Consider the following 20,151-nt stretch of genomic DNA (forward strand, 5'->3'; position numbering starts at 1 on the left):
AACTCGAAGTCAGTGCAATCGGACGGTCATGTTAGCAGTTCGCCCCGATAATTTGCGTGACCTGCGGGGTGCGCTTGGCCGACAATCCGCGCGCCAAATTCGATTGACCGAGAGAACAGCAATGACCGAGGAGCGTGTAGAGCGCGTGCTGGCTGAAGTCCACGATGACTTCGGCATGATTCGCGTGCTGGAAGTGGACGACTACCGCTTCCTGGAGTTCGGCGACGCCATCGAGCAAAGCTGCACGTTCACGGCTGATCCTGCGTGGCTGGAATACGACTACACCCGTGCGATGCTGATCGGCGCGTTGTGCCACGACGCGCCAGAGAGTGCGCTATTCATGGGCCTCGGCGCGGGCACGCTGACCCAGGCGTGCCTCAAGTTTCTGCCGCTGGACGACGTCGAGGCCATCGAATTGCGTCCGGACGTACCGCGCCTCGCCATGGAATACATGGGGCTGGCGGACGATCCGCGCCTCTATATCCGTATTGGCGATGCGCTGGAATTGCTGCCCACTGCTGAAAGCGCCGACCTGATCTTCGTCGACCTCTACACCGACACAGGGCCGGCGGTGGGGCATCTGGCGTGGGGCTTTCTGGAGAAATGCCAGCAGCGGCTCAATCCGGGCGGCTGGCTGATCATCAACCAATGGGCCTCGGACGATGGCAAACCGCTGGGGGCAGCGTTGCTGCGCGGGCTGTATCACCGCCATTACTGGGAGCTGCCGGTCAAAGAAGGCAACGTCATCCTCATCGTGCCTTCTGATCTGGACCAGACGCTGGACATGGACGCGCTGATCGAGCGCGCCGAAACCCTCGCGCCGCAACTGGGTTACTCGCTGCTGCCGTTGATCAAGACCGTGCGCCCGGCGACCTGACCGAGGCGTTCAGTGCCCGGTGAAATACCCCGGCCTGCGCTCGATCAAAGCGCGCAGGCCCTCCTTGGCGTCCTCGCTGGACATCACCTGCTTCATCAGCGCTGGCAACTGTCGGGCTGCCGCGTCTTCCCCTTCACACACCGCCTGACGGGCCGACGCCAACGTCGCACGAACCCCCAGCGGCGCGCGTTCGGCGATGCGACTTGCGAGATGCAGCGCACACGGCAGCAAATCCTCGTACGCCATGATTTCCTGCACCAGCCCCATGCGCAACGCTTCATGGGCGTCGAATTCGTCGCCGGTCAACAGCCAGCGCATGGCATTGCCCCACCCGGCGATCTGGTGCATGCGCAAGGTTGCGCCGCCAAACGCGAACAGGCCGCGCTGCACTTCGAGCTGCGAAAAGCGGGTGTTGCTGGCGCACAGGTTGATGTCGGCGGCCAGCATCAGTTCGATGCCGAGCGTGAAACAGTAGCCCTGCGCCGCGACGATCACCGGTTTTGTGACCCGTGGCCCTTCGAAAGCGCCCCATGGGTCGCAGCCGCCTTCCGGCAACTGCCAGCCGTTCATCAGTGTTTCGCCGGTGTCCGCCAGGTCCAGCCCGCCCGTGAAGTGCTCGCCATGGGCAAACACCACGGCGACCCGCGCCTGATCGTTACGTTCGAACTCACCGTAGGCCAGGCTGAGCTGATTGAGCATGCCCATGTCGAAGGCGTTGCGCTTGGCCACCCGGTCGAGCCCGATGAGCATGATGGCGCCGCGTTGTTCCCGGCTGACGTGGCCTTTGATCGAAGAGGTCATGTCGCTATTCCTGCAGGCTGAGGAGATGAGGAGGGTGGGCTGCCTGACTGATGAGGTGAATCGTTTAAGCCCCCGCCGCCAGTAATACCGGGCTTTTAAAAAATAGACACTGACACAGGTTTGCGCAAAGCCTGTGACCGTTAGACGCACGCACTTCTCTGTGTGAAAAAAATACTCACTTTTTTTGGCATTTCCGGTATAGTGCGCGCCGGCCTTTCATAGGGCCCTCGTCACGGTATGGGTTTGCGAAGCCTTCTTCGCAGGCTGGTTCCAACACGAACTATCCTTGACGATCCATTCATCAATACGTTTTCGCAAATCCCCGCCGACAAAGCAGCCAGGGTGACTCTAGGGTCTTACACGGCACGCGCAGCTTTGAAGCATGGGTCTTTGCGGATGCACTCAGAGGCAGACCCATGACCCAGGAAACCGGCGGCTTCGCCGCTCTCGACCTTCATCCGAATATTGTTGCAGCCGTTATCGCTACCGGCTACGAAGAGCCTTCGGCCATTCAGCAGCAATCGATCCCGATTATTCTTGCCGGTCACGACATGATCGGTCAGGCGCAGACAGGTACCGGTAAAACCGCGGCCTTCGCACTGCCTATCCTGAACCGCATCGACCCGGCAAAACGCGAGCCGCAAGCGCTGATCCTCGCGCCGACCCGCGAACTGGCCCTGCAAGTCGCCACCGCGTTCGAAACCTACGCCAAGCAAATGCCGGGCGTGACCGTCGTGGCCGTCTACGGCGGTGCGCCGATGGGCCCACAGCTGAAAGCCATCCGTAACGGCGCGCAAATCGTCGTCGCTACCCCGGGCCGCCTGTGCGATCACCTGCGTCGTGACGAAAAAGTCCTGGCGACCGTGAACCACCTGGTGCTCGACGAAGCTGACGAAATGCTGAAGCTGGGCTTCATGGACGACCTCGAAGTCATCTTCAAGGCCATGCCTGAAACTCGCCAGACCGTGCTGTTCTCGGCGACCCTGCCGCAGTCGATCCGTGCGATCGCCGAGCGTCACCTGAAAGACCCGAAACACGTCAAGATCCAGAGCAAGACCCAGACCGTCACCGCGATCGAGCAGGCTCACCTGCTGGTTCACGCTGACCAGAAGACCTCTGCCGTGCTGAGCCTGCTGGAAGTCGAAGATTTCGACGCCCTGATCATGTTCGTCCGCACCAAGCAGGCCACTCTGGACCTGGCGAGCGCTCTGGAAGCCAAAGGCTACAAGGCTGCCGCGCTGAACGGTGATATCGCCCAGAACCAGCGTGAGCGCGTCATCGACTCGCTGAAAGATGGTCGCCTGGACATCGTTGTCGCGACCGACGTTGCTGCCCGTGGTCTGGACGTTCCGCGCATCACTCACGTATTCAACGTCGACATGCCGTACGATCCGGAATCCTACGTTCACCGTATCGGCCGTACCGGTCGTGCCGGTCGCGAAGGCCGTGCGCTGCTGCTGGTGACCCCGCGTGAGCGCCGCATGCTGCAAGTGATCGAGCGTGTGACCGGTCAGAAGGTTGCCGAAGTTCGCCTGCCAGACTCGCAAGCCGTTCTCGATGCCCGCATCAAGAAACTGACCAACAGCCTCGCGCCACTGGTGGCCGATGCCGAAGCCAGCCATGGCGAGCTGCTGGACCGTCTGACTGCCGACATCGGTTGCACTCCGCGTGCCCTGGCTGCCGCACTGCTGCGCAAGGCCACCAACGGCCAGGCGCTGACCCTCGCTGCCATCGAGAAAGAGCGTCCATTGGTGCCGAACAATGCACCGCGTGGCGACCGTGCCGATCGTCCGTCGGGCGACCGTCCCGATCGTGGCGACCGCGAGCGTCGTGCGCCGATGCCACTGGCTGAAGGCCGTGCACGTTGCCGTACCGCGCTGGGTGCGCGTGACGGTATCGCTGCCAAAAACCTGCTGGGCGCCATCCTCAACGAAGGCGGTCTGGCCCGCGAAGCCATCGGCCGCATCCAGGTGCGTGACAGCTTCAGCCTCGTCGAGCTGCCGGAAGACGGCCTTGAGCGTCTGCTGGCCAAGCTGAAAGACACCCGCGTTGCGGGCAAGCAGCTGAAACTCCGTCGCTATCGCGAAGACTGATTGGCGTTGAGCTGATCGTCTGAACGAAAAAATCCCCGACTGGTTCGGGGATTTTTTTGTCTGCGTTTTGGTGCGCCGTGATCAATGAGGAGCGGGCAATCAATTACCCAAACCGGTAAATATCCATCCCCAACGCGCCCATGGTGAAGCCCTGATACGCTGCGCTGAACTCACCTCCGGCACCCCGGGCGAAATAAAGCGGCAGCAGATGCTCATCGCTCGGATGATTACGCACAGCATTCGGCGCCTGGCGGCGGTAGTCGTGCAGGGCGTTTTCATCATTGGCCGCCAGCTTTTCCACCATCCAGTCACGGAAGGTCAATGCCCATGGCTCGACACTTTCCGGTCCGGCGTGCCAGTCCAGCTCACGCAGGTTGTGGGTAATGCTGCCCGAGCCGATCACCAGCACGTCTTCTTCGCGCAATTGGCTCAGCGCTTTGCCGACGCGAGTCTGCAGCTCAGGCCCCAAGCGCGTTGGCAGCGACACCTGCACGACCGGGATGTCGGCCTGAGGGTACATCAACGACAACGGCACCCAGACGCCGTGGTCAAAGGGGCGGCGGCTGTCCACAACGGCAGGTAGATCAGCGGCTGCCAATAAATCCACCACCCGTTGCGTCGTCTCGGGATGGCCGGACGCGGGGTATTGCACGGCAAACAGTGCAGCGGGGAAACCGCCGAAGTCATGCCAGGTTTCCGGTTGCGGATTGCCATTGACGCGCAAATCGTTGCTTTCCCAGTGCGCGGAGACGATCACAATAGCTTTTGGCCGAGGCATGGAAGCCGCCAGACGCCGCAACGCCGGGCCACTCTCGCCGGGTTCCAGCGCAAGCATTGGGGAGCCATGAGAAATGAACAGGCTAGGGAACATGTGCGGGCGTCCTGAGCGTATAAGATAGTGGCCATGATCAGGCAGATCATTGATCTAAATCTAATATAAGTTTTAGTGCCGTTTGATCGAAATATCAGGAGCATTTATGGAGCCGCAGTTTTGGCATGAGCGTTGGGCGATCAATCAGATTGGCTTCAATCAGTCAGAGGTGAATCCGTATCTTGTGAAGCTGTGGTCTGAATTGAACGTAAAGCCCGGTGAGCGCGTTCTGGTGCCGCTGTGCGGAAAGACCGTCGACATCAACTGGCTGGCCGATCAAGGACTGCAGGTGCTCGGCGCCGAGCTTTCCGAGAAGGCAGTCCAGGCCTGGTTCAGCGAAAACGGGTTTTTACCCGAGATCGAAACCCGCGGTGCGTTCAAGGTTTACGCCCACAAGAACGTCGAAATCTGGTGCGGTGATTTCTTCGCGCTCAAACCGAAGGACGTCGGACATTGCACCGCGTGGTACGACCGAGCCGCAATCATTGCGCTGCCGTCAGACATGCGCTGGCGTTACGTCGAGCAGATCAATCGCCTCATGGCCCAAGACTCTCGCGGTCTGCTGATCACCCTGGACTACGATCAGTCTCAGATCGACGGCCCGCCGTTTTCGGTGGATGAAGATGAAGTGCAGCAACTGCTGTCGCCGGAATGGCGAGTGAAAATGGTCGGCGAGGGCGATGTGCTGGCGCAAAGCCCCAAGTTCAAACAGGCGGGCGCGACGCGTTTGATGGAGTATGCGTATCGGCTGTTTCGGCGGTAACAACGGAGGCCTGCCTCGGCCGTAGTACGGTTTTCATGGCAAAAGAAAAGGGCGACCGAAGTCGCCCTTTCTCGTACCTGCGGTGCGCGGTATCAACCCCGACGACGCAACGCCTCGATGCGGTCTTCCAGCGCTGGGTGGCTCATGAACAGACCCGCCAGGCCATGCTTCAAGCCGCCGTTGATGCCGAACGCCGTCAGGCTGTCGGGCATCTGCACTGGCACGCCTTGTTCCGAACGCAGGCGCTGTAAAGCGCTGATCATCGCGCCTGTACCGGCGAGGCGAGCACCGGCGTCGTCTGCGCGGTATTCGCGTTTGCGCGAGAACCACATGACGATGGCGCTGGCGAGGAAGCCCAGGACGATCTCGGCGAAGATGGTCGCGATGTAGAACGCCATGCCACGGCCTTCTTCGTTCTTGAAGATCACTTTATCGACGAAGTTGCCGATGATCCGCGCGAAGAACATCACGAAGGTGTTCACCACGCCTTGAACCAGCGCCAGTGTCACCATGTCACCGTTGGCGACGTGGCCGATTTCGTGGGCCAGCACGGCTTTCACTTCGTCGGGCGAAAAGCGCTCCAGCAAGCCCTGGCTGACCGCGACCAATGCATCGTTCTTGTTCCAGCCGGTGGCGAAGGCGTTCGCTTCGTAGGCCGGGAAAATTCCGACTTCTGGCATCTTGATGCCAGCTTCGCGGGACAGTTGTTCAACGGTTTGCAGCAGCCATTGTTCATGGCGGGTGCGGGGTTGGGTGATGATTTCGGTCCCGGTGCTCATCTTCGCCATCCACTTGGAGATGAACAGCGAGAACAGCGAGCCAGCGAAACCAAAAACGGCGCAGAAAATCAGCAGCTGATTGAGGTTGAGGTCAACCCCGTTGGCCGCCATGAACCCATTGAAGCCAAACAGGCTCAAGGTGATGCTGGCAATCAGCACGACCGCAAGGTTAGTGGCCAAGAACAGCAAGATGCGCATCATGGTGTGGAATTTCTCCTCGTGAAGAATGTGTAACGCGTTGCGGGGTATATAAGGTGATGTCGGTGGGTATTCAACCGGGCGACTATTTCAAACTGTGTCGTTTGCATCGCCCGGGTCATTATGGACCCAGAGCGGGAGGGTGGCGGTAGCGCCATTGTTTGAATCGGGGGCTGCATGGCCTGATCGTTGCCCGATCGTTCACAGGCTCTGTGTGGTAACGCCGCGTTGGACGCTCTGCGTCCGTTGCCGGGGTGAGGCGGGACGTCAGCGGACGCATGTCCACGCAGGGCGTGGGCATGCTCGGCACAAATGCACCGTTATTGCTTGTACGTCTTGAGGAAGTTACCGATACGGCCAATCGCCGCTTCCAGGTCATCCACACGCGGCAACGTCACCACGCGGAAGTGGTCCGGCCATGGCCAGTTGAACGCCGTGCCTTGAACGATCAGCAGCTTCTCGGACAGCAGCAGGTCCAGCGCGAACTTCTCGTCGTTGTGGATCGGGCAGACTTTCGGGTCGATGCGCGGGAACGCGTACAGCGCACCCATCGGCTTCACGCAGCTGACGCCGGGAATGTCATTGAGCAGTTCCCAGGTCCGGTTGCGCTGTTCCAGCAGGCGGCCTGGCGGCAGAATCAGGTCGTTGATGCTCTGATAGCCCCCCAATGCGGTCTGGATCGCATGCTGGCTCGGCACGTTTGCGCACAGTCGCATATTGGCCAGGATGTCGATGCCTTCGATGTAGCTCTGGGCGTTGTGCTTCGGACCGGAAATGGCGATCCAGCCGGAGCGGAAACCGGCCACGCGATAGGACTTCGACAGGCCGTTGAAGGTCAGGCACAGCAAATCCGGCGCCAGCGACGCGGTGCAGATGTGCACGGCGTCGTCGTACAGAATCTTGTCGTAGATTTCGTCAGAGAACACCACGAGGTTGTGCTGGCGAGCGATTTCCAGCATGCCCAGCAACACTTCTTTCGAATAGACGGCGCCGGTCGGGTTGTTCGGGTTAATGATCACCATCGCCTTGGTGTTCGGCGTGATCTTGGCCTTGATGTCGTCCAGATCAGGCCACCAGTTGGCCTGCTCGTCACAGAGGTAATGGACGGGGCTGCCACCGGACAGGGCGACCGCTGCGGTCCACAGCGGGTAGTCAGGGGCTGGCACCAGCACTTCGTCGCCGTTGTTCAGCAGCGCCTGCATCGACATCACGATCAGCTCGGACACGCCGTTGCCCAGGTAGATGTCTTCGATGCCGACACCTTCGACCTGCTTCTGCTGGTAATACTGCATCACGGCCTTGCGCGCGCTGAACAGGCCCTTGGAGTCGCTGTAGCCCTGTGCGGTCGGCAGGTTGCGGATCACGTCCTGCAGGATTTCGTCCGGCGCCTCGAAACCAAACGGCGCCGGGTTGCCGATGTTCAGCTTGAGGATGCGATGGCCTTCCTCTTCCAGGCGTTTGGCGTGCTTGAGCACGGGCCCGCGAATGTCGTAGCAGACGTTGGCGAGCTTGTTCGATTTGCTGAACTGCATGTGATTGATCCCGACAATAAAAGGGTTCGCCGTGAGAGGGAGCGCGAACCGCTGAGCACGACGCCATCAAAATGAATTTGTATGCCTTGAAGGCCGGTGACAGACTGGCGTCCAACGAAGGCGCAATCATACGTGCCACCCGACCCGTGGAAAAGACACAGATCGGGCTTTTTGAATGGTGGAGGTGTACCCGTGGACAAGCTGGAAAAATCCCTCGAAGAATGGAAACAGATGCTCGACCCAGAGCAGTACCAGGTCTGCCGTCTGAAGGCCACCGAGCGACCCTTCACCGGCAAATACAACAGCACCAAGACCGATGGTGTTTATCACTGCGTGTGCTGCAACGAAGCGTTGTTCGACTCAACCACCAAGTTCGATTCAGGCTGCGGCTGGCCGAGTTTTTACGCGCCGCTCGAAGGCAGCGCGGTGGTGGAAGTGCGCGACGTGAGCCACGGCATGATTCGCACCGAAGTGGTGTGTGCCAAGTGCGACGCTCACTTGGGCCATGTCTTTCCTGACGGCCCGCCGCCGACAGGGCTGCGCTACTGCATCAACTCGGTGTGCCTGGACCTGGTGGCCCGCGCTGCCTGATGCCGTGATATCACGCTGAACAATTGAATGGCGCGCCAACCACTGGCGCGCTAATTTGGCGGTTTGATCCTTTCGAGACGCGGCCATGAGCGAACAGTTGCTGAACATCCCGGTGCAGACGATCAAGGGCGAGCAAAAGACCCTTGCCGATTACGCAGGCAAGGCGGTGCTGGTCGTGAACACCGCCAGCAAATGCGGCTTCACCCCGCAATACAAGGGGCTCGAAGAGCTGTGGCAGACCTATAAAGATCGTGGGCTGGTGGTGCTGGGCTTCCCCTGCAACCAGTTCGGGAAACAGGAACCCGGCAACGAAGGCGCGATTTCCGAGTTTTGCGAGTTGAATTACGGGGTCAGTTTTCCGCTGTTCAAGAAGATCGACGTCAACGGCAGCGACGCTCATCCGTTGTTCGTGCAGTTGAAGAAACAGGCGCCCGGGCTGCTGGGCTCCGAGCGCATCAAGTGGAACTTCACCAAATTTCTCGTGGGTCGCGATGGCAAGCTGGTCAAGCGTTACGCGCCGCTGACCAAGCCGGAAGAGCTGAAGTCGGATATTGAAGCGCTGCTGAGATAAAGCCGCCGCGAGCCTCCAGCGTCAAGCTGCAAGCCTGGCGCTGTTCAACCTGTCGCTTAAAGCTTGACGCTCGAAGCTGCTGTCCACTGATCCAGCATGTTCACCAGCTCTTCCTTGTGAAACGGCTTCGCCAGATAGTCATTCATCCCCGCGTTCCGGCAATGCTCTCGCTCTTCGGGCATGGCGTTGGCGGTCAGAGCGATGATAGGCAGGTCGGGCCATTTGCCGCTCTGGCGAATCAGGCGTGTCGCTTCGTAGCCATCCAGCACCGGCATGTTGCAGTCCATCAGCACCAGATCGAAGTGATTGCGCTCAAGTTGTTGTATCGCTTCGCCGCCGTGGCTGCTGACCACCACGTCACACCCCAACTTGCTCAACATGCCCTTGGCGACCAATTGGTTCACCGGGTTGTCTTCGACCAACAGAATGCGCGCACGGTGGGCCACGGGTTTCGGACTGGGCAGACGATCGCCGTTCAAAACGTCCTCGACGTGCAGACTTCGCCGCAACGCTTGATGCAAGATCTGCCGCGACAGAGGGCGCGCCTGTTGATGCAGTGGCGCCAGGGCGATGACCTGCTCAGCTGGCATGAAATTGCCATACGCCGTCACCAGCAGAATCGGAATGTCCGTTCCAGGGCGCATCCCCACCAGGCATTCCGGGCAGTCGGTGATCAGCAGATCAGGCTGTACGTTGGATTGTGGGTGGTTCACCGAAAAGTGCCGGTAATCAATGCCCCATTCTGGCAGCAAGCGGCTTAGCAGCTCCGTCAGGCCGCTGCCCTTGGCGCTGACCACCACCACATGGCCTTTCAGCGCGGGCCACATGGGTGCTGGCGTGTGGGCCGGGAGCGGCAGGTCGGCGTAGAACCGGCTGCCGACGCCGGGGGTGGATTCGATGTTCAGTTGCCCGTCCATCGCTTTACACAAATTGTAGGTCAGGGTCAGCCCCAGCCCAGTGCCGCCGTACTGACGGGTAATGGCCGCTTCGGCCTGGGTGAATGGCTCGAAAATCTTCGCCTGTGCATCCTGAGGGATGCCGATGCCGGTGTCACACACTTCGATGCGCACTTTGCCGCCCTGCTGACTCAGTCGCACGTCCACACGCCCGGCACGGGTGAACTTCAGCGCATTCGACAGCAGGTTGCTGACGACTTGCCGTACACGCGTCGGGTCGCCCATGACCAACGCCGGGAAGCGGGGATCGATCAGGCATGTCAGTTCAACGCTGGGCGCTGCGTTTTGCGAGAGCAGATTGGCGGTGTCTTCGATCAGGGTGCCGAGATCGAACGGGATGCGCTCCAGCTCTAACTGGCCCGCGTCGAATTTCGACAGGTCGAGGATGTCGTTGAGCAGCTCCACCAGCACCTTGCCCGAGTCATGGGCGATGGACAGTTGCTGACGTTGTTCCGCGCTGAGCGGGCCGTCCAGTGACAACGCCAGCATGCCCAGCAGACCGTTGAGCGGGGTGCGGATCTCATGACTCATGTGCGCCAGAAAGGCCGAGCGGGCGTGAGCCATGTCCAGTGCCGTGCTGCGGGCGATCTGCAGTTCTTCGTTGGATTGGCTGAGGCGCGCGTTGCTGGACTTGAGCTCTTGAGTGCGGGCGGAGACCACGTTTTCCAGCTCGTTGAGGTGCTCGGTCAAGCGGTTCTCAGCGTCTCGACGACGGCAGAACTCACTCGCCACGTTTTCGAACTGTTGATTCGCCACTTGCACCAGCACGCCGATTTCGTCGTTTTCATGGCCGGGCGGGCAGGGCAGTGGCGTTTGTGTGGGGCTGCGAGAGTCGCGGCTGGACAGGGCGCGGATGACCCCGGTCAGCGGTTTGGTCAGGGTCAGGTAGTACAACCCCAACAGAATCCCGGCAAACACCAGACTGCGGACAAAGCCGCCAAGCAACGTGATCACCGCCCGTTGCAGAAAGTGGCTGCCGAACGCGTAGGTGTCGACGTTCAGAGACAAGGTGCCGATGGCTTCGTTCGGCATGTGATCCAGGTGGAGGGTATCCACGAACTCACGGCTCTGGCCGAACAGGCCGTCGCTGATCAGGCGATAGGGGCTTTCTGCTGGCGGCCGTGTGACGGACGCCAGTAACACATTGTTGTTGTCCATCAGCCGAGCACCGATCACGGCCGGGGAGCGAAGCAAGCCAAGGGTCAGCTCTTGCGCGAGCTCGGCGTCGATGTTGTAGGCGACGCGCGACGCCGGGTTGTGGCTGATTTGCAGCAACGAGCGAATTTCACGATCGATAGAAGCGTCTTCGCTGGCATAATCGATTGCAATTTGTATCAGGCTGAACAGCGTTCCCAATAGAAAGCCGAGCAGAACGGTCAAACGGACCTGTTTGTACGACAGTCGCTGGGTAAGTCGAATATCCATAGGGGCGCTTGATCCATGGGGCACGTGCACTTCTTGTGTCCATTGCGGGCCAAGCATAGCTGATCGCACAACACCTTTAACCCGTTAAATCAAGGAGAAATCGTGGATTCTCGATTGAACGCATTTCTGGAGCGCGCCGAATCGGTTCTGGCGCGACTTGAACCGCTCTTGCCAGCCGTTCGTGAGCCGGTGGATTGGGAAACATCCCTTGCTGCGCGTTGGGTGCGCGAAGGGCGCAGCGGTTATCTGATGCCGCTGGACGTGACGCTGGACATGCGCCTGTCCGACCTTATCGGCGTCGATCAGCAGCGCGAGCAACTGGGCCGCAATACCCAGCAGTTTATCGACGGCCTGCCTGCCAACCATGCTTTGCTCTGGGGTTCGCGGGGCACAGGCAAATCGTCGCTGGTGCGCGCCTTGCTCGCCGAACACGCCAAGGCCGGTCTGCGACTGATCGAGATCGAGCGGGATCATCTCGGGGATTTACCGCGAGTGGTCGAGCAATTACAGAAGCTGCCGCAGCGTTTCGTGCTGTTTTGCGACGATCTGTCGTTCGAGTCCGGCGAGGGCGATTATCGCGTGCTCAAAAGCGTACTCGACGGTTCGTTGGAACAGGCGCCCGATAACGTCCTGCTGTACGCCACCTCCAACCGCCGCCACCTGGTACCGGAAAAAGAGAGCGACAACGCCCACTGGCAGCGCGGCGAGGACGGCGAAATCCATCCGAGCGAAGCGGTGGAAGACAAGATTGCCCTGTCCGACCGTTTCGGGCTGTGGCTGTCGTTCTACCCGTTCACTCAGGAGCACTTCCTGAACGTGGTGGAGCATTGGGTCGGTGAACTGGCGGCCAAGGCCGGGTTGCAGTGGCAGCGCAATCACGAGTTCGACATTCTGGCCGTACGCTGGGCGACCGGTCGCGGCAACCGCAACGGCCGCTGCGCCTATCAGTTCGCCCGTTATTGGGTGGGTTTGAAAATGCTGGAGCAACATCCATGATCGATTTGAACGCAGCGGGCGAGGGCCTCGACGGCTATCGCCTGCTCACGGCACAACTGGAGTCCCTGCTGGCGGACGAGCGCGACTTCATCGCCAATGCCGCGCAGTTTTCAGCGTTTCTGTATACCCAGCTGGAAGATTTGAACTGGGCCGGTTTCTACCTCAACCGCAACGAAGAACTGGTGTTGGGGCCATTTCAAGGGCAAATCGCCTGTGTGCGCATTCCGTTCGGCAAGGGCGTATGCGGCACTGCGGCAGCGACTCGCGAGACCCAACGCGTGCTCGACGTGCACGAATTCCCCGGCCACATCGCGTGTGACAGCGCGTCCAACAGCGAACTGGTCGTGCCATTGGTCAAGGAAGGGCGTTTGATCGGGGTATTGGACCTGGACAGTCCGAGCCTGGCGCGTTTCAGCGAAGCAGATCAGGCAGGGATCGAAGCGTTGGCAGCGATTTTTCTGAGATTGACGGATTGCTGAAGCGACGCGGATGAGTGTCTAGGAAATTTGTAGGAGCGAATTCATTCGCGATGCAGGGGTTCAGGCGACGAGTCTGTAGTGGCTGTGCCGGCCTCTCGTCGGACTGCCGCACAGAATGAATTCGCTCCTACGGAGGTGCCGCGTCGCCCAAGGTGCAGGGTCTGACGCGGATTCATCTGTAGGAGCGAATTCATTCGCGATGCGATGGGTCGGGTCACGCCATCAGTCGTAGATGGCCTTCTTCTTCCATTCGGCGTCGACCTCGTCCGCTTTCAAACCCGCCGTCAGCTCGTTGTTGTCGTCTTCGGTCGGTGCGATCTGGTCCAGCACCATCGCGTTGACCCGCGCCAATTGACGTTCCATCGCTTGCAGGTGGGTTTTCCACGGAGCCGGTTCCGGCTGATTCTTCAGGTACTGCACGCCACGCTCGAACGCCAGACGCGCCTGACCCGGCTGATCCTGATTCAGCGCCTGCTGCCCCAGGTTGTTGAAGAACTCGATGTGCAGCAGCACCAGCATGCTGCGAATCTCGCGAACCCAATGCTTGGCTTCGGCGGTCTGTAGAAAACCGTCGTGGGCGGCGCGAGTGACCTGGCCATGCATCGCTTCCAGCAGAAAGCGCACATCCTTGGCCTTGGCTTCGGTCTGAATCGGGCTGGTCGGGTTGCTGATCTTGATGTTGTCGCCTTGGGCGATCAGCGCTTCCAGCTCTTGTTCGTGCTCTTGAATGCCAGGGTTATTGCGTCGCTCCAGCGCAATCAGGCGCTTGACCACGTTCAATTCCAGCCGCACCAGCAGCAGCTTGAGCGCAGGGCTCATCAGTTGACCGGGGAAGGTTTCGGACAACTCGCTGCAACGGCGAAGGCGGTCATTGAGTTCGACGAGGGTGCGAGCGCGCTCGACCTTTTTCTGCTCGGCGACATGATTCAGATAGCCGATTGCGACCAGGAGTACGATGCCTGCTACAACCATCAGGGTGATAATCAGTGGTGTCACCGCACAAACCTCGATCTAATTGATTTTGCGCCGAGTGTAGTGGCTATGCACTGGCACGGAAAGGGCGCTGGTCGCGCCACTCTATATAGAAGCGCTTTCGCCTACACCGCTATCGGCCATGGTTGACTGAAATAGAGGGCGAAGTCATTGATTTGAATAAATTTTCATAGAGGGGTTGACGACCCTTCCAACCATCCATAGAATGCGCGCCACTTGCAGCGTAAAGCACACAGCGAAGCGCAGCAGGGAGTGAATGTTGTAGCGTGTCCCCTTCGTCTAGTGGCCTAGGACACCGCCCTTTCACGGCGGTAACAGGGGTTCGAGTCCCCTAGGGGACGCCAATGCGGGAATAGCTCAGTTGGTAGAGCACGACCTTGCCAAGGTCGGGGTCGCGAGTTCGAGTCTCGTTTCCCGCTCCAATTTTAAGCAGCTTTGCCTAAGGGCAAGGTTGAGTGAAACCAGAACGCATCTTCGGGTGTGAGTCTGGAACTGAAACACAACACCATGGTGTTTCAGGCAGTGTCCCCTTCGTCTAGTGGCCTAGGACACCGCCCTTTCACGGCGGTAACAGGGGTTCGAGTCCCCTAGGGGACGCCATATTGCGGGAATAGCTCAGTTGGTAGAGCACGACCTTGCCAAGGTCGGGGTCGCGAGTTCGAGTCTCGTTTCCCGCTCCAAATTCAAAAAAACGCCGCTCAACAGAGCGGCGTTTTTTTATGCGCGTTTTTTGGGGCGCTGTGTCGTCGACCCTGATCGATGAAAAGGTGAGGGCCTAACCGAAGCCCTCACCCTTGCATCTAGCCTTTCAGCAATTCCAACAGCGCATCTGCATCCAGCTTCGCGCTGATTTCCCCGCCGTCCAGCAAACTGTCAGCCAGATCGCGCTTGTGCCCGTGCAGCCCGACGATCTGTTCTTCGATGCTGTTTTCGGTCACCAGGCGGTAGATCGTCACCGGGCGTTGTTGGCCCATGCGATGAGCGCGGTCGCTGGCCTGGTCTTCCACAGCAGGGTTCCACCACGGATCGAGGTGGATCACATAATCCGCCGCGGTCAGGTTCAAACCGCTGCCGCCCGCTTTCAGGCTGATCAGAAAGATGTCGCCGACGCCTGCCTGAAAAGCGTTGACTCGGCTTTGCCGTTCCTTGGGCGGGGTGGAGCCGTCGAGGTATTGATAGGCGATGCCCTGCTGATCGAGCCAGGCGCGGACGATGCTCAGATGGTCGACGAACTGGCTGAACACCAGCGCCTTGTGGCGGTTCTCCAATAACTCATCGACGATTTCCTTGAAGGCTTCCAGCTTGCTGCTTTGCAAGGTTGAGCCCGGCAGGACCAGCGACGGGTGACAGCAGAAGCGGCGTAGGCGAGTGATTTCCGCCAGCACCTGCATGGATTTACCGGCCTTTGGATCAAGGCGGGACAGATGATCCACCGCCTGTCGACGCAACGCTTCGTATTGATGGGCTTCTTCGTCGGACAGCGGCACCTTGTAGGTAATCTCTGTGCGGGCCGGAAGCTCTTCGAGCACCTGGCTTTTCAGACGACGGAGGATGAACGGCTGGATCAGCGCCTTGAGTGCCCGACGCGCACCGACGTCACCCTGTTCGATGGGGGTGGCGAAGCGGGCGGCGAAGCTGTCCTGGCTGCCAAGCAAGCCCGGATTGATGAAGCGGAACAGGTTCCACAGCTCACCGAGGTGGTTTTCCAATGGGGTACCGGTGGCGACCATGCGGAAATCGGATTCCAGCGTCATGACGGATTGCGAACGCTTGGTTTGAGCGTTCTTGATCGCTTGCGCTTCGTCCAGCACGACACTGCTCCAGCGTTGAGCCGTGAACAGTTCCGCGTCGAGTTGCAGCAATCCATAGCTGACGATGACCAGGTCCCCCGGCCCCAAGTCAGCCAGGCTGCGCTGCTGTTGATACACCCGCACATTGAGGCTGGGTGCGAAACGCAGGCTTTCCGCCTGCCAGTTGAGCGTGACCGACGTCGGCGCCACGACCAATTGGGGGCCGAGGCTGGCGCGCTGCAACAACAGCGCAAGGGTCTGCACGGTTTTGCCCAACCCCATGTCGTCCGCCAGACACGCGCCGACGCCCCAATGGGCAAGACGTGAAAGCCAGACGAACCCGTCGTGTTGATAGTCGCGCAATTCGGCTTGCAGCGTGCCAGGCACTTGCGGCTGATACTCGCGCAAGGATTGCAGCCGCTCAAGGTGCGATTGCCAGCTTGCATCCGCCTCGAACTGGCCGACCTCTTGCGCCAGATCGGCCAACAGGGGCGAGGTCAGCGCGCTGAGGCGCAAGCCCTGATCGGTGACCCGGTCAGCCAGGTGCGCCAGTTCGTCGAGGCGTTTTCGCAGGCTGTCATCAAGGGCCAGCCAGTCGCGCTCGTTGAGCTTGAGGAAGCGGCCGGGGCTGGCTTCCATCAGCTTGAGCAGCTCACGAAGTTCAAGCACGCGTCCGTCATCAAGGGTGATGTTGCCCTGTACCACGAACCAGTCACCCTGCTGGCGCAGACCGATATTGAGGTTTTTCAGGCCTGATCGCGCCTTGATCCGCATCCGCTCGCCTTCCGGCCAGATGCAATGCAGGTGTTCGCCGTCCAGCGCATGCAGCTCGCTCAACAATTGCAGGGCGTGTTGCGGTTGATCGAGCTGCCATTCCTGGCCGTCGCTGTCGGCGTTGGCGAGGCCCGGGCACGCGAGCAGCACGTGCTCCAGCGCGCGTCGCTCTCCGGCCAGATCCCGGCAGACTTGCAGCGGCTTGCCATCCCGTTCGGTGAGCAGATTTTCGGCGCCCTGGCCAGGGCGGAACCAGCTGCCATCGGCCTGAGGGCGTACCAGCAACTGCAGACGCAAGCCTTCGGCCAATGGCAGCAGATGGGCATAAAGCCGTGTGTCTGCGGGTTCGCGGTCGAGGTGCCCGGTCAGCTCTGGCATGTCCGAATGGATCGGCAGCAGCGGGGCGATGGCGCTCACCACTTCGATCAACTGTTCTTTGGCCGACGCGGGCACGACCAGCCCTTCGCCGACGATTTCGGCGATTTTCCGCAACTCGCGGCTGATCGGGTAAATCAGCAGGCGCGTGGTGGTTTCCTTCTGGACGAAGGTTTCACTCGCTTCAAGCAGACCCAGGGGTTCAAGGTGCACGCGTATTTTCTCGGCGCTGGCGTGCAGGTGCAGTGACGCCTGGCCTGCCTGCAAGTCGATGCGCACGTCGGGGGCGTCTCGCCAGAACACCGCTGGGTGGCCGACCAGTCGCGGCAGGGCCTTGGATGCGGGGAGCTCGTATTCGGGGTTGCTGTACTGATAGCTCACCTGAATCACGCCGATGGTCTGACGGTCCTGCTCGGACAGGAAATCCATGGCCGGGCCATCTTCCACCAGACGTTTGAGCGAGACAGCACGCCCGCTGCTCCATTGCCCTTTGGCATTGCGCTTCTGTTCTCGGGGTTCGACTTTTTCCCAATAGCCGTCGAGAAGCACGTGCCAGGCCAGGCGCGTGTTTTTTTCATCGGCGGCAGGTGTTGCGGTTGTCTTGCCGGGGCGAAGCTGACTCAGGGCACTCAGGGCGTGCTCCCAGGCTTCCTGGCGGTGCAGAAGCGTGACGAGCGGGCGAAGACCGGCGGCCTGATGCAGTTCGGCGAATTGCCGGGGCGTGCCGAATTGCACGGCGATCAACGCGTCGAACTCAGCGGCGAGCCACAGGTACTGATCGCGATGCAGCTCGTCGCGGCAGTCCTCCAGCCTGATGCGCCAGGCGTCGGTGCGCGTATGGGGCGAGTCGAGCCAGTACAGCGTGATGGCCACCAGCAGGCCATCCAGCCCATTTAATGTGATGTGGGCGAAGGACGGGAGTGGCGGGGATTTTTCTCCCGCGAGCTGGGCCATCAGGTAGGGGAAAACCTCGTAGGCCTCACCGTATCGTTCCTTGTTGCCCAGCGCCACGGCCTGTTTGAGCGAGGCGCGTTGTTTGGGATCGTTTTCTGCAAACAGCGTCAGGCAGTAGAACGCATTGAGGATGGGCGGCAGATCAATCTTGCGCTTTTTGGTGATTTTGCGCATTTCCGCCAGCCAGGCGCGCAGCAGAACCAGCGTGTCGCTCACCTGGCCTCGCAGCGTCAGGTGAATCACGTGTTGCAGGAGCGCTGTCTCTTCCATCTCGACGTATTCAAGGGTGTCCCAATCGCCGCGCCACAGCGCCTGCAATGCCAACTCGACCCCCAATGACGGATGGGGTCGGGCTTCCATCTCGCGCAGTGCCAGCGAATAGCTTTGCCCCGCTGGGGCGAGGTAGAAGTTGAGCAGGCTGAGGTGATCCTCCAATAGCAGGTGTCGCATGTCTTCGCTGAACTCAGCGAACACATGCAGTCCGTCCGGATCGCGTTGCAGCGCATACATCGGGTGTTCAGCCGGGGATTGGGCGAGGGTGAAGAGGGGGGATGCCAAGGACAGTGAGTCCGCCAGCCCTCCGAGGTTGTGGCCCAGCAGTTGAAACCAAAGATCTTGCAGGATTCGTGACCGGGTGGGGGTCTGCCACGCACTGAGCTGCGGCAGGCTGTCGAAAATCTCCTGCATCCAGAGACCGTAGTCCGGCGATTCCAGGAAGCTCCTCAACACCCGGTTTCGTTTCTCTGCGGTAACGGCGTAATAGCGTCCTTCGTGCCGCTCCTCCAACATGACCCAACCCGCATCCTCCAGGGATTCCAGTATTGGCAGCAGGCTGTCGGCGTCGATCAGATGGCCATCGGCATCGCGGACGCCCACTGCGCGCACCAGTTTGAGCAGCGACGTTCTGCCTTTGCCGGGAAACGCCGTCACCAACCCGAAGAGGATCGCCATGCAGTAATCGGGTAGGTGTTCCTGGGTGATGACGGGCGTGGGCATGCAAGACCTCGTGACGCGATGGGTCGTCGGGGAGAAGAGCGTGTCCCGAGACAAAAGCGACATTTTTCATCACTGGCAGAGTCTTGTCGATCAGCAATCCATTGAGGCGTGCTCAGGGAAGTCTCCATGCGTGCTGCGGGTGTATTGATGAATTGGCATATTTGCTTATAACAATAATGAATTTATTTAATGTTGATGGCGATGTTATGGTTCTATCCCGCCGCACTGAGCTTCGCGCTTGGCCCGAGGCGATCAGTCGGCGACCGCACAGGCGGACCGGTATTCATGTTCATGAACCGGTTCCGATGGAACCCCTGTGGAGACCACTCGTGTCGATCAAATCCCGTCTGCTGCGCAACGCGTTATCTGCCTTTTGCTTCTCCGCTTTTATAGCGTCTACCCATGCCGCCGACTTGACCGTTGGCGATCAGAGCTACGGCGCCCGCACCGTCATGGAGGCAGCCGGTGTGCTGAAAGACCTGCCGTATTCGCTGGAGTGGAAGCAATTCACGGCCGGTTCGCCGGTGGCCGAGGCCTTGAACGTCGGCGCGCTGGACGTGGGCCTGTTGGGCGACGCCCCCGTGCTGTTTCTCGGCGCGTTGGGGGCGCCGATCAAGGTCATCGGCATTTCCCGGCAGAATCTGGAAGGCGTGGCAATCGTCGTGGGCAAGGATTCGCCGATCAAATCGGTGGCAGACCTCAAAAGCAAGCGTCTGGCGATCTGGAAAGGTTCATGGAGCCAGCAGTTGATGCTCACCGCGTTGGACAAAGCCGGGGTGGCGCGCGATGCCGTGGAGTATCGCTATCTGAGCGCGCTCGACGCATCCCACGCTCTGGACGGCGGTTCCGTGGACGCCATCGCCACGTGGGACCCCTACGTCATCCAGCAGGAGCGGCAAGGCGCCCATGTGCTGGCAACGGCCAATACGTTGATCCCGGCGCAGAGTTTCATCGTCGCCAATGACAAAGCCATCAAGGACAAACGTGCGCAGATCACCGACTTCATTCAGCGCTTGCAGAAAGCGCGCGCCTGGTCGGTGGCCAACACGCAGAACACCGATGCGTACGCCACGGCCTGGGCGGCGTTGAGCAAGGCCGATCCTGATGTGGCGCGGGGCTGGTTCGAGCGTTCGGCGACCACCGTGGTGCCGATTTCGCCGCAATCCATCGCTCAGGCTCAGCAGACCATCGACTTCTTCAACAAAGAGGGGCTGACGAAATCCTATCCGGCTGCCAATGTATTCGACGATTCGTTCAGTGCCGTGCTCGGGACGCCAGAGGCCGGGGCGACACAGGTGCAGCGTTAAGGGCACCACACGCGATTTTCGATGAGCAGG

At 60.2% G+C, this 20,151-nt stretch carries 15 protein-coding genes and 4 tRNA genes; 12 read left to right on the top strand and 7 right to left on the bottom strand.

Going from position 1 to position 20,151, the window contains the following annotated elements:
• Positions 1 to 121: 121 nt before the first annotated feature.
• Entirely contained in the window at positions 122 to 877 is a 756-nt protein-coding gene (locus AAEO81_RS09660; RefSeq protein WP_341963126.1) for a spermidine synthase, read from the top strand.
• A 9-nt stretch (positions 878 to 886) separates the two neighbouring features.
• Here the strand turns inward: AAEO81_RS09660 and AAEO81_RS09665 are convergent, their stop codons facing one another.
• Complete coding sequence (locus AAEO81_RS09665) at positions 887 to 1,678, bottom strand: crotonase/enoyl-CoA hydratase family protein (RefSeq protein ID WP_341963128.1); 792 nt, start codon at positions 1,676 to 1,678, stop codon at positions 887 to 889.
• 416 nt (positions 1,679 to 2,094) lie between these two features.
• Here AAEO81_RS09665 and AAEO81_RS09670 point away from each other — a divergent pair, with 416 nt between their 5' ends.
• Complete coding sequence (locus AAEO81_RS09670; protein ID WP_166596721.1) at positions 2,095 to 3,771, top strand: DEAD/DEAH box helicase; 1,677 nt, start codon at positions 2,095 to 2,097, stop codon at positions 3,769 to 3,771.
• Positions 3,772 to 3,874: 103 nt separating this feature from the next.
• Here AAEO81_RS09670 and AAEO81_RS09675 read toward each other — a convergent pair whose 3' ends face one another.
• Positions 3,875 to 4,642 (bottom strand): class III extradiol ring-cleavage dioxygenase, encoded by a 768-nt coding sequence (locus AAEO81_RS09675; RefSeq protein WP_341963130.1) that lies wholly within the window; start codon positions 4,640 to 4,642, stop codon positions 3,875 to 3,877.
• 106 nt (positions 4,643 to 4,748) lie between these two features.
• Here AAEO81_RS09675 and AAEO81_RS09680 point away from each other — a divergent pair, with 106 nt between their 5' ends.
• Positions 4,749 to 5,405 (top strand): thiopurine S-methyltransferase, encoded by a 657-nt coding sequence (locus AAEO81_RS09680; protein WP_341963131.1) that lies wholly within the window; start codon positions 4,749 to 4,751, stop codon positions 5,403 to 5,405.
• A gap of 92 nt (positions 5,406 to 5,497) precedes the next feature.
• On the opposite strand, the gene htpX is transcribed toward AAEO81_RS09680, so the two are convergent.
• Positions 5,498 to 6,385, bottom strand: coding sequence for a protease HtpX (gene htpX / locus AAEO81_RS09685; RefSeq protein ID WP_341963132.1), 888 nt, complete (start codon positions 6,383 to 6,385; stop codon positions 5,498 to 5,500).
• 317 nt (positions 6,386 to 6,702) lie between these two features.
• Positions 6,703 to 7,914 (bottom strand): pyridoxal phosphate-dependent aminotransferase, encoded by a 1,212-nt coding sequence (locus tag AAEO81_RS09690; RefSeq protein WP_166596725.1) that lies wholly within the window; start codon positions 7,912 to 7,914, stop codon positions 6,703 to 6,705.
• 192 nt (positions 7,915 to 8,106) lie between these two features.
• Here AAEO81_RS09690 and msrB point away from each other — a divergent pair, with 192 nt between their 5' ends.
• Positions 8,107 to 8,505 carry a peptide-methionine (R)-S-oxide reductase MsrB gene (msrB, locus tag AAEO81_RS09695; protein ID WP_341963135.1) on the top strand — a complete coding sequence of 133 codons (399 nt, stop codon included), beginning with the start codon at positions 8,107 to 8,109 and terminating at the stop codon, positions 8,503 to 8,505.
• An 85-nt stretch (positions 8,506 to 8,590) separates the two neighbouring features.
• Entirely contained in the window at positions 8,591 to 9,076 is a 486-nt protein-coding gene (locus tag AAEO81_RS09700; RefSeq protein ID WP_341963136.1) for a glutathione peroxidase, read from the top strand.
• A 56-nt stretch (positions 9,077 to 9,132) separates the two neighbouring features.
• Here the strand turns inward: AAEO81_RS09700 and AAEO81_RS09705 are convergent, their stop codons facing one another.
• Entirely contained in the window at positions 9,133 to 11,457 is a 2,325-nt protein-coding gene (locus AAEO81_RS09705) for an ATP-binding protein (protein ID WP_341963138.1), read from the bottom strand.
• A 102-nt stretch (positions 11,458 to 11,559) separates the two neighbouring features.
• On the opposite strand from AAEO81_RS09705, the gene AAEO81_RS09710 reads away from it, so the two are divergent.
• The gene (locus AAEO81_RS09710) at positions 11,560 to 12,453 is read left to right on the top strand and encodes an ATP-binding protein (protein ID WP_341963140.1); all 894 of its coding nucleotides are present in this window, start codon (positions 11,560 to 11,562) and stop codon (positions 12,451 to 12,453) included.
• Positions 12,450 to 12,932 (top strand): GAF domain-containing protein, encoded by a 483-nt coding sequence (locus AAEO81_RS09715; RefSeq protein ID WP_341963141.1) that lies wholly within the window; start codon positions 12,450 to 12,452, stop codon positions 12,930 to 12,932. Before AAEO81_RS09710 ends, AAEO81_RS09715 begins: the two co-directional genes overlap by 4 nt.
• A gap of 222 nt (positions 12,933 to 13,154) precedes the next feature.
• Here the strand turns inward: AAEO81_RS09715 and AAEO81_RS09720 are convergent, their stop codons facing one another.
• Positions 13,155 to 13,928: a hypothetical protein gene (locus tag AAEO81_RS09720; protein WP_341963142.1), complete on the bottom strand. Its 774-nt coding sequence runs from the start codon at positions 13,926 to 13,928 to the stop codon at positions 13,155 to 13,157.
• Positions 13,929 to 14,193: 265 nt separating this feature from the next.
• Between AAEO81_RS09720 and AAEO81_RS09725 the strand changes: the two genes are divergently transcribed.
• The 4 genes from AAEO81_RS09725 (at position 14,194) to AAEO81_RS09740 (ending at position 14,605) form a co-directional block, all read left to right on the top strand.
• A tRNA-Glu gene (locus tag AAEO81_RS09725) sits at positions 14,194 to 14,269 on the top strand.
• Between the two features lie 2 nt (positions 14,270 to 14,271).
• Positions 14,272 to 14,347, top strand: a tRNA-Gly gene (locus AAEO81_RS09730).
• Positions 14,348 to 14,449: 102 nt separating this feature from the next.
• Positions 14,450 to 14,525: transfer RNA gene (locus tag AAEO81_RS09735), tRNA-Glu, on the top strand.
• A gap of 4 nt (positions 14,526 to 14,529) precedes the next feature.
• Positions 14,530 to 14,605 (top strand) — tRNA-Gly (locus tag AAEO81_RS09740).
• Between the two features lie 120 nt (positions 14,606 to 14,725).
• Here AAEO81_RS09740 and AAEO81_RS09745 read toward each other — a convergent pair.
• A complete protein-coding gene (locus tag AAEO81_RS09745; protein WP_341963144.1) occupies positions 14,726 to 18,814 on the bottom strand; it encodes a DEAD/DEAH box helicase in 4,089 nt (1,362 codons plus the stop codon).
• Between the two features lie 335 nt (positions 18,815 to 19,149).
• On the opposite strand from AAEO81_RS09745, the gene AAEO81_RS09750 reads away from it, so the two are divergent.
• A complete protein-coding gene (locus tag AAEO81_RS09750) occupies positions 19,150 to 20,121 on the top strand; it encodes an ABC transporter substrate-binding protein (protein WP_341964512.1) in 972 nt (323 codons plus the stop codon).
• Positions 20,122 to 20,151: the final 30 nt, after the last annotated feature.

This window comes from Pseudomonas sp. RC10, from assembly GCF_038397775.1.
Taxonomy (GTDB): domain Bacteria; phylum Pseudomonadota; class Gammaproteobacteria; order Pseudomonadales; family Pseudomonadaceae; genus Aquipseudomonas; species Aquipseudomonas bambusae.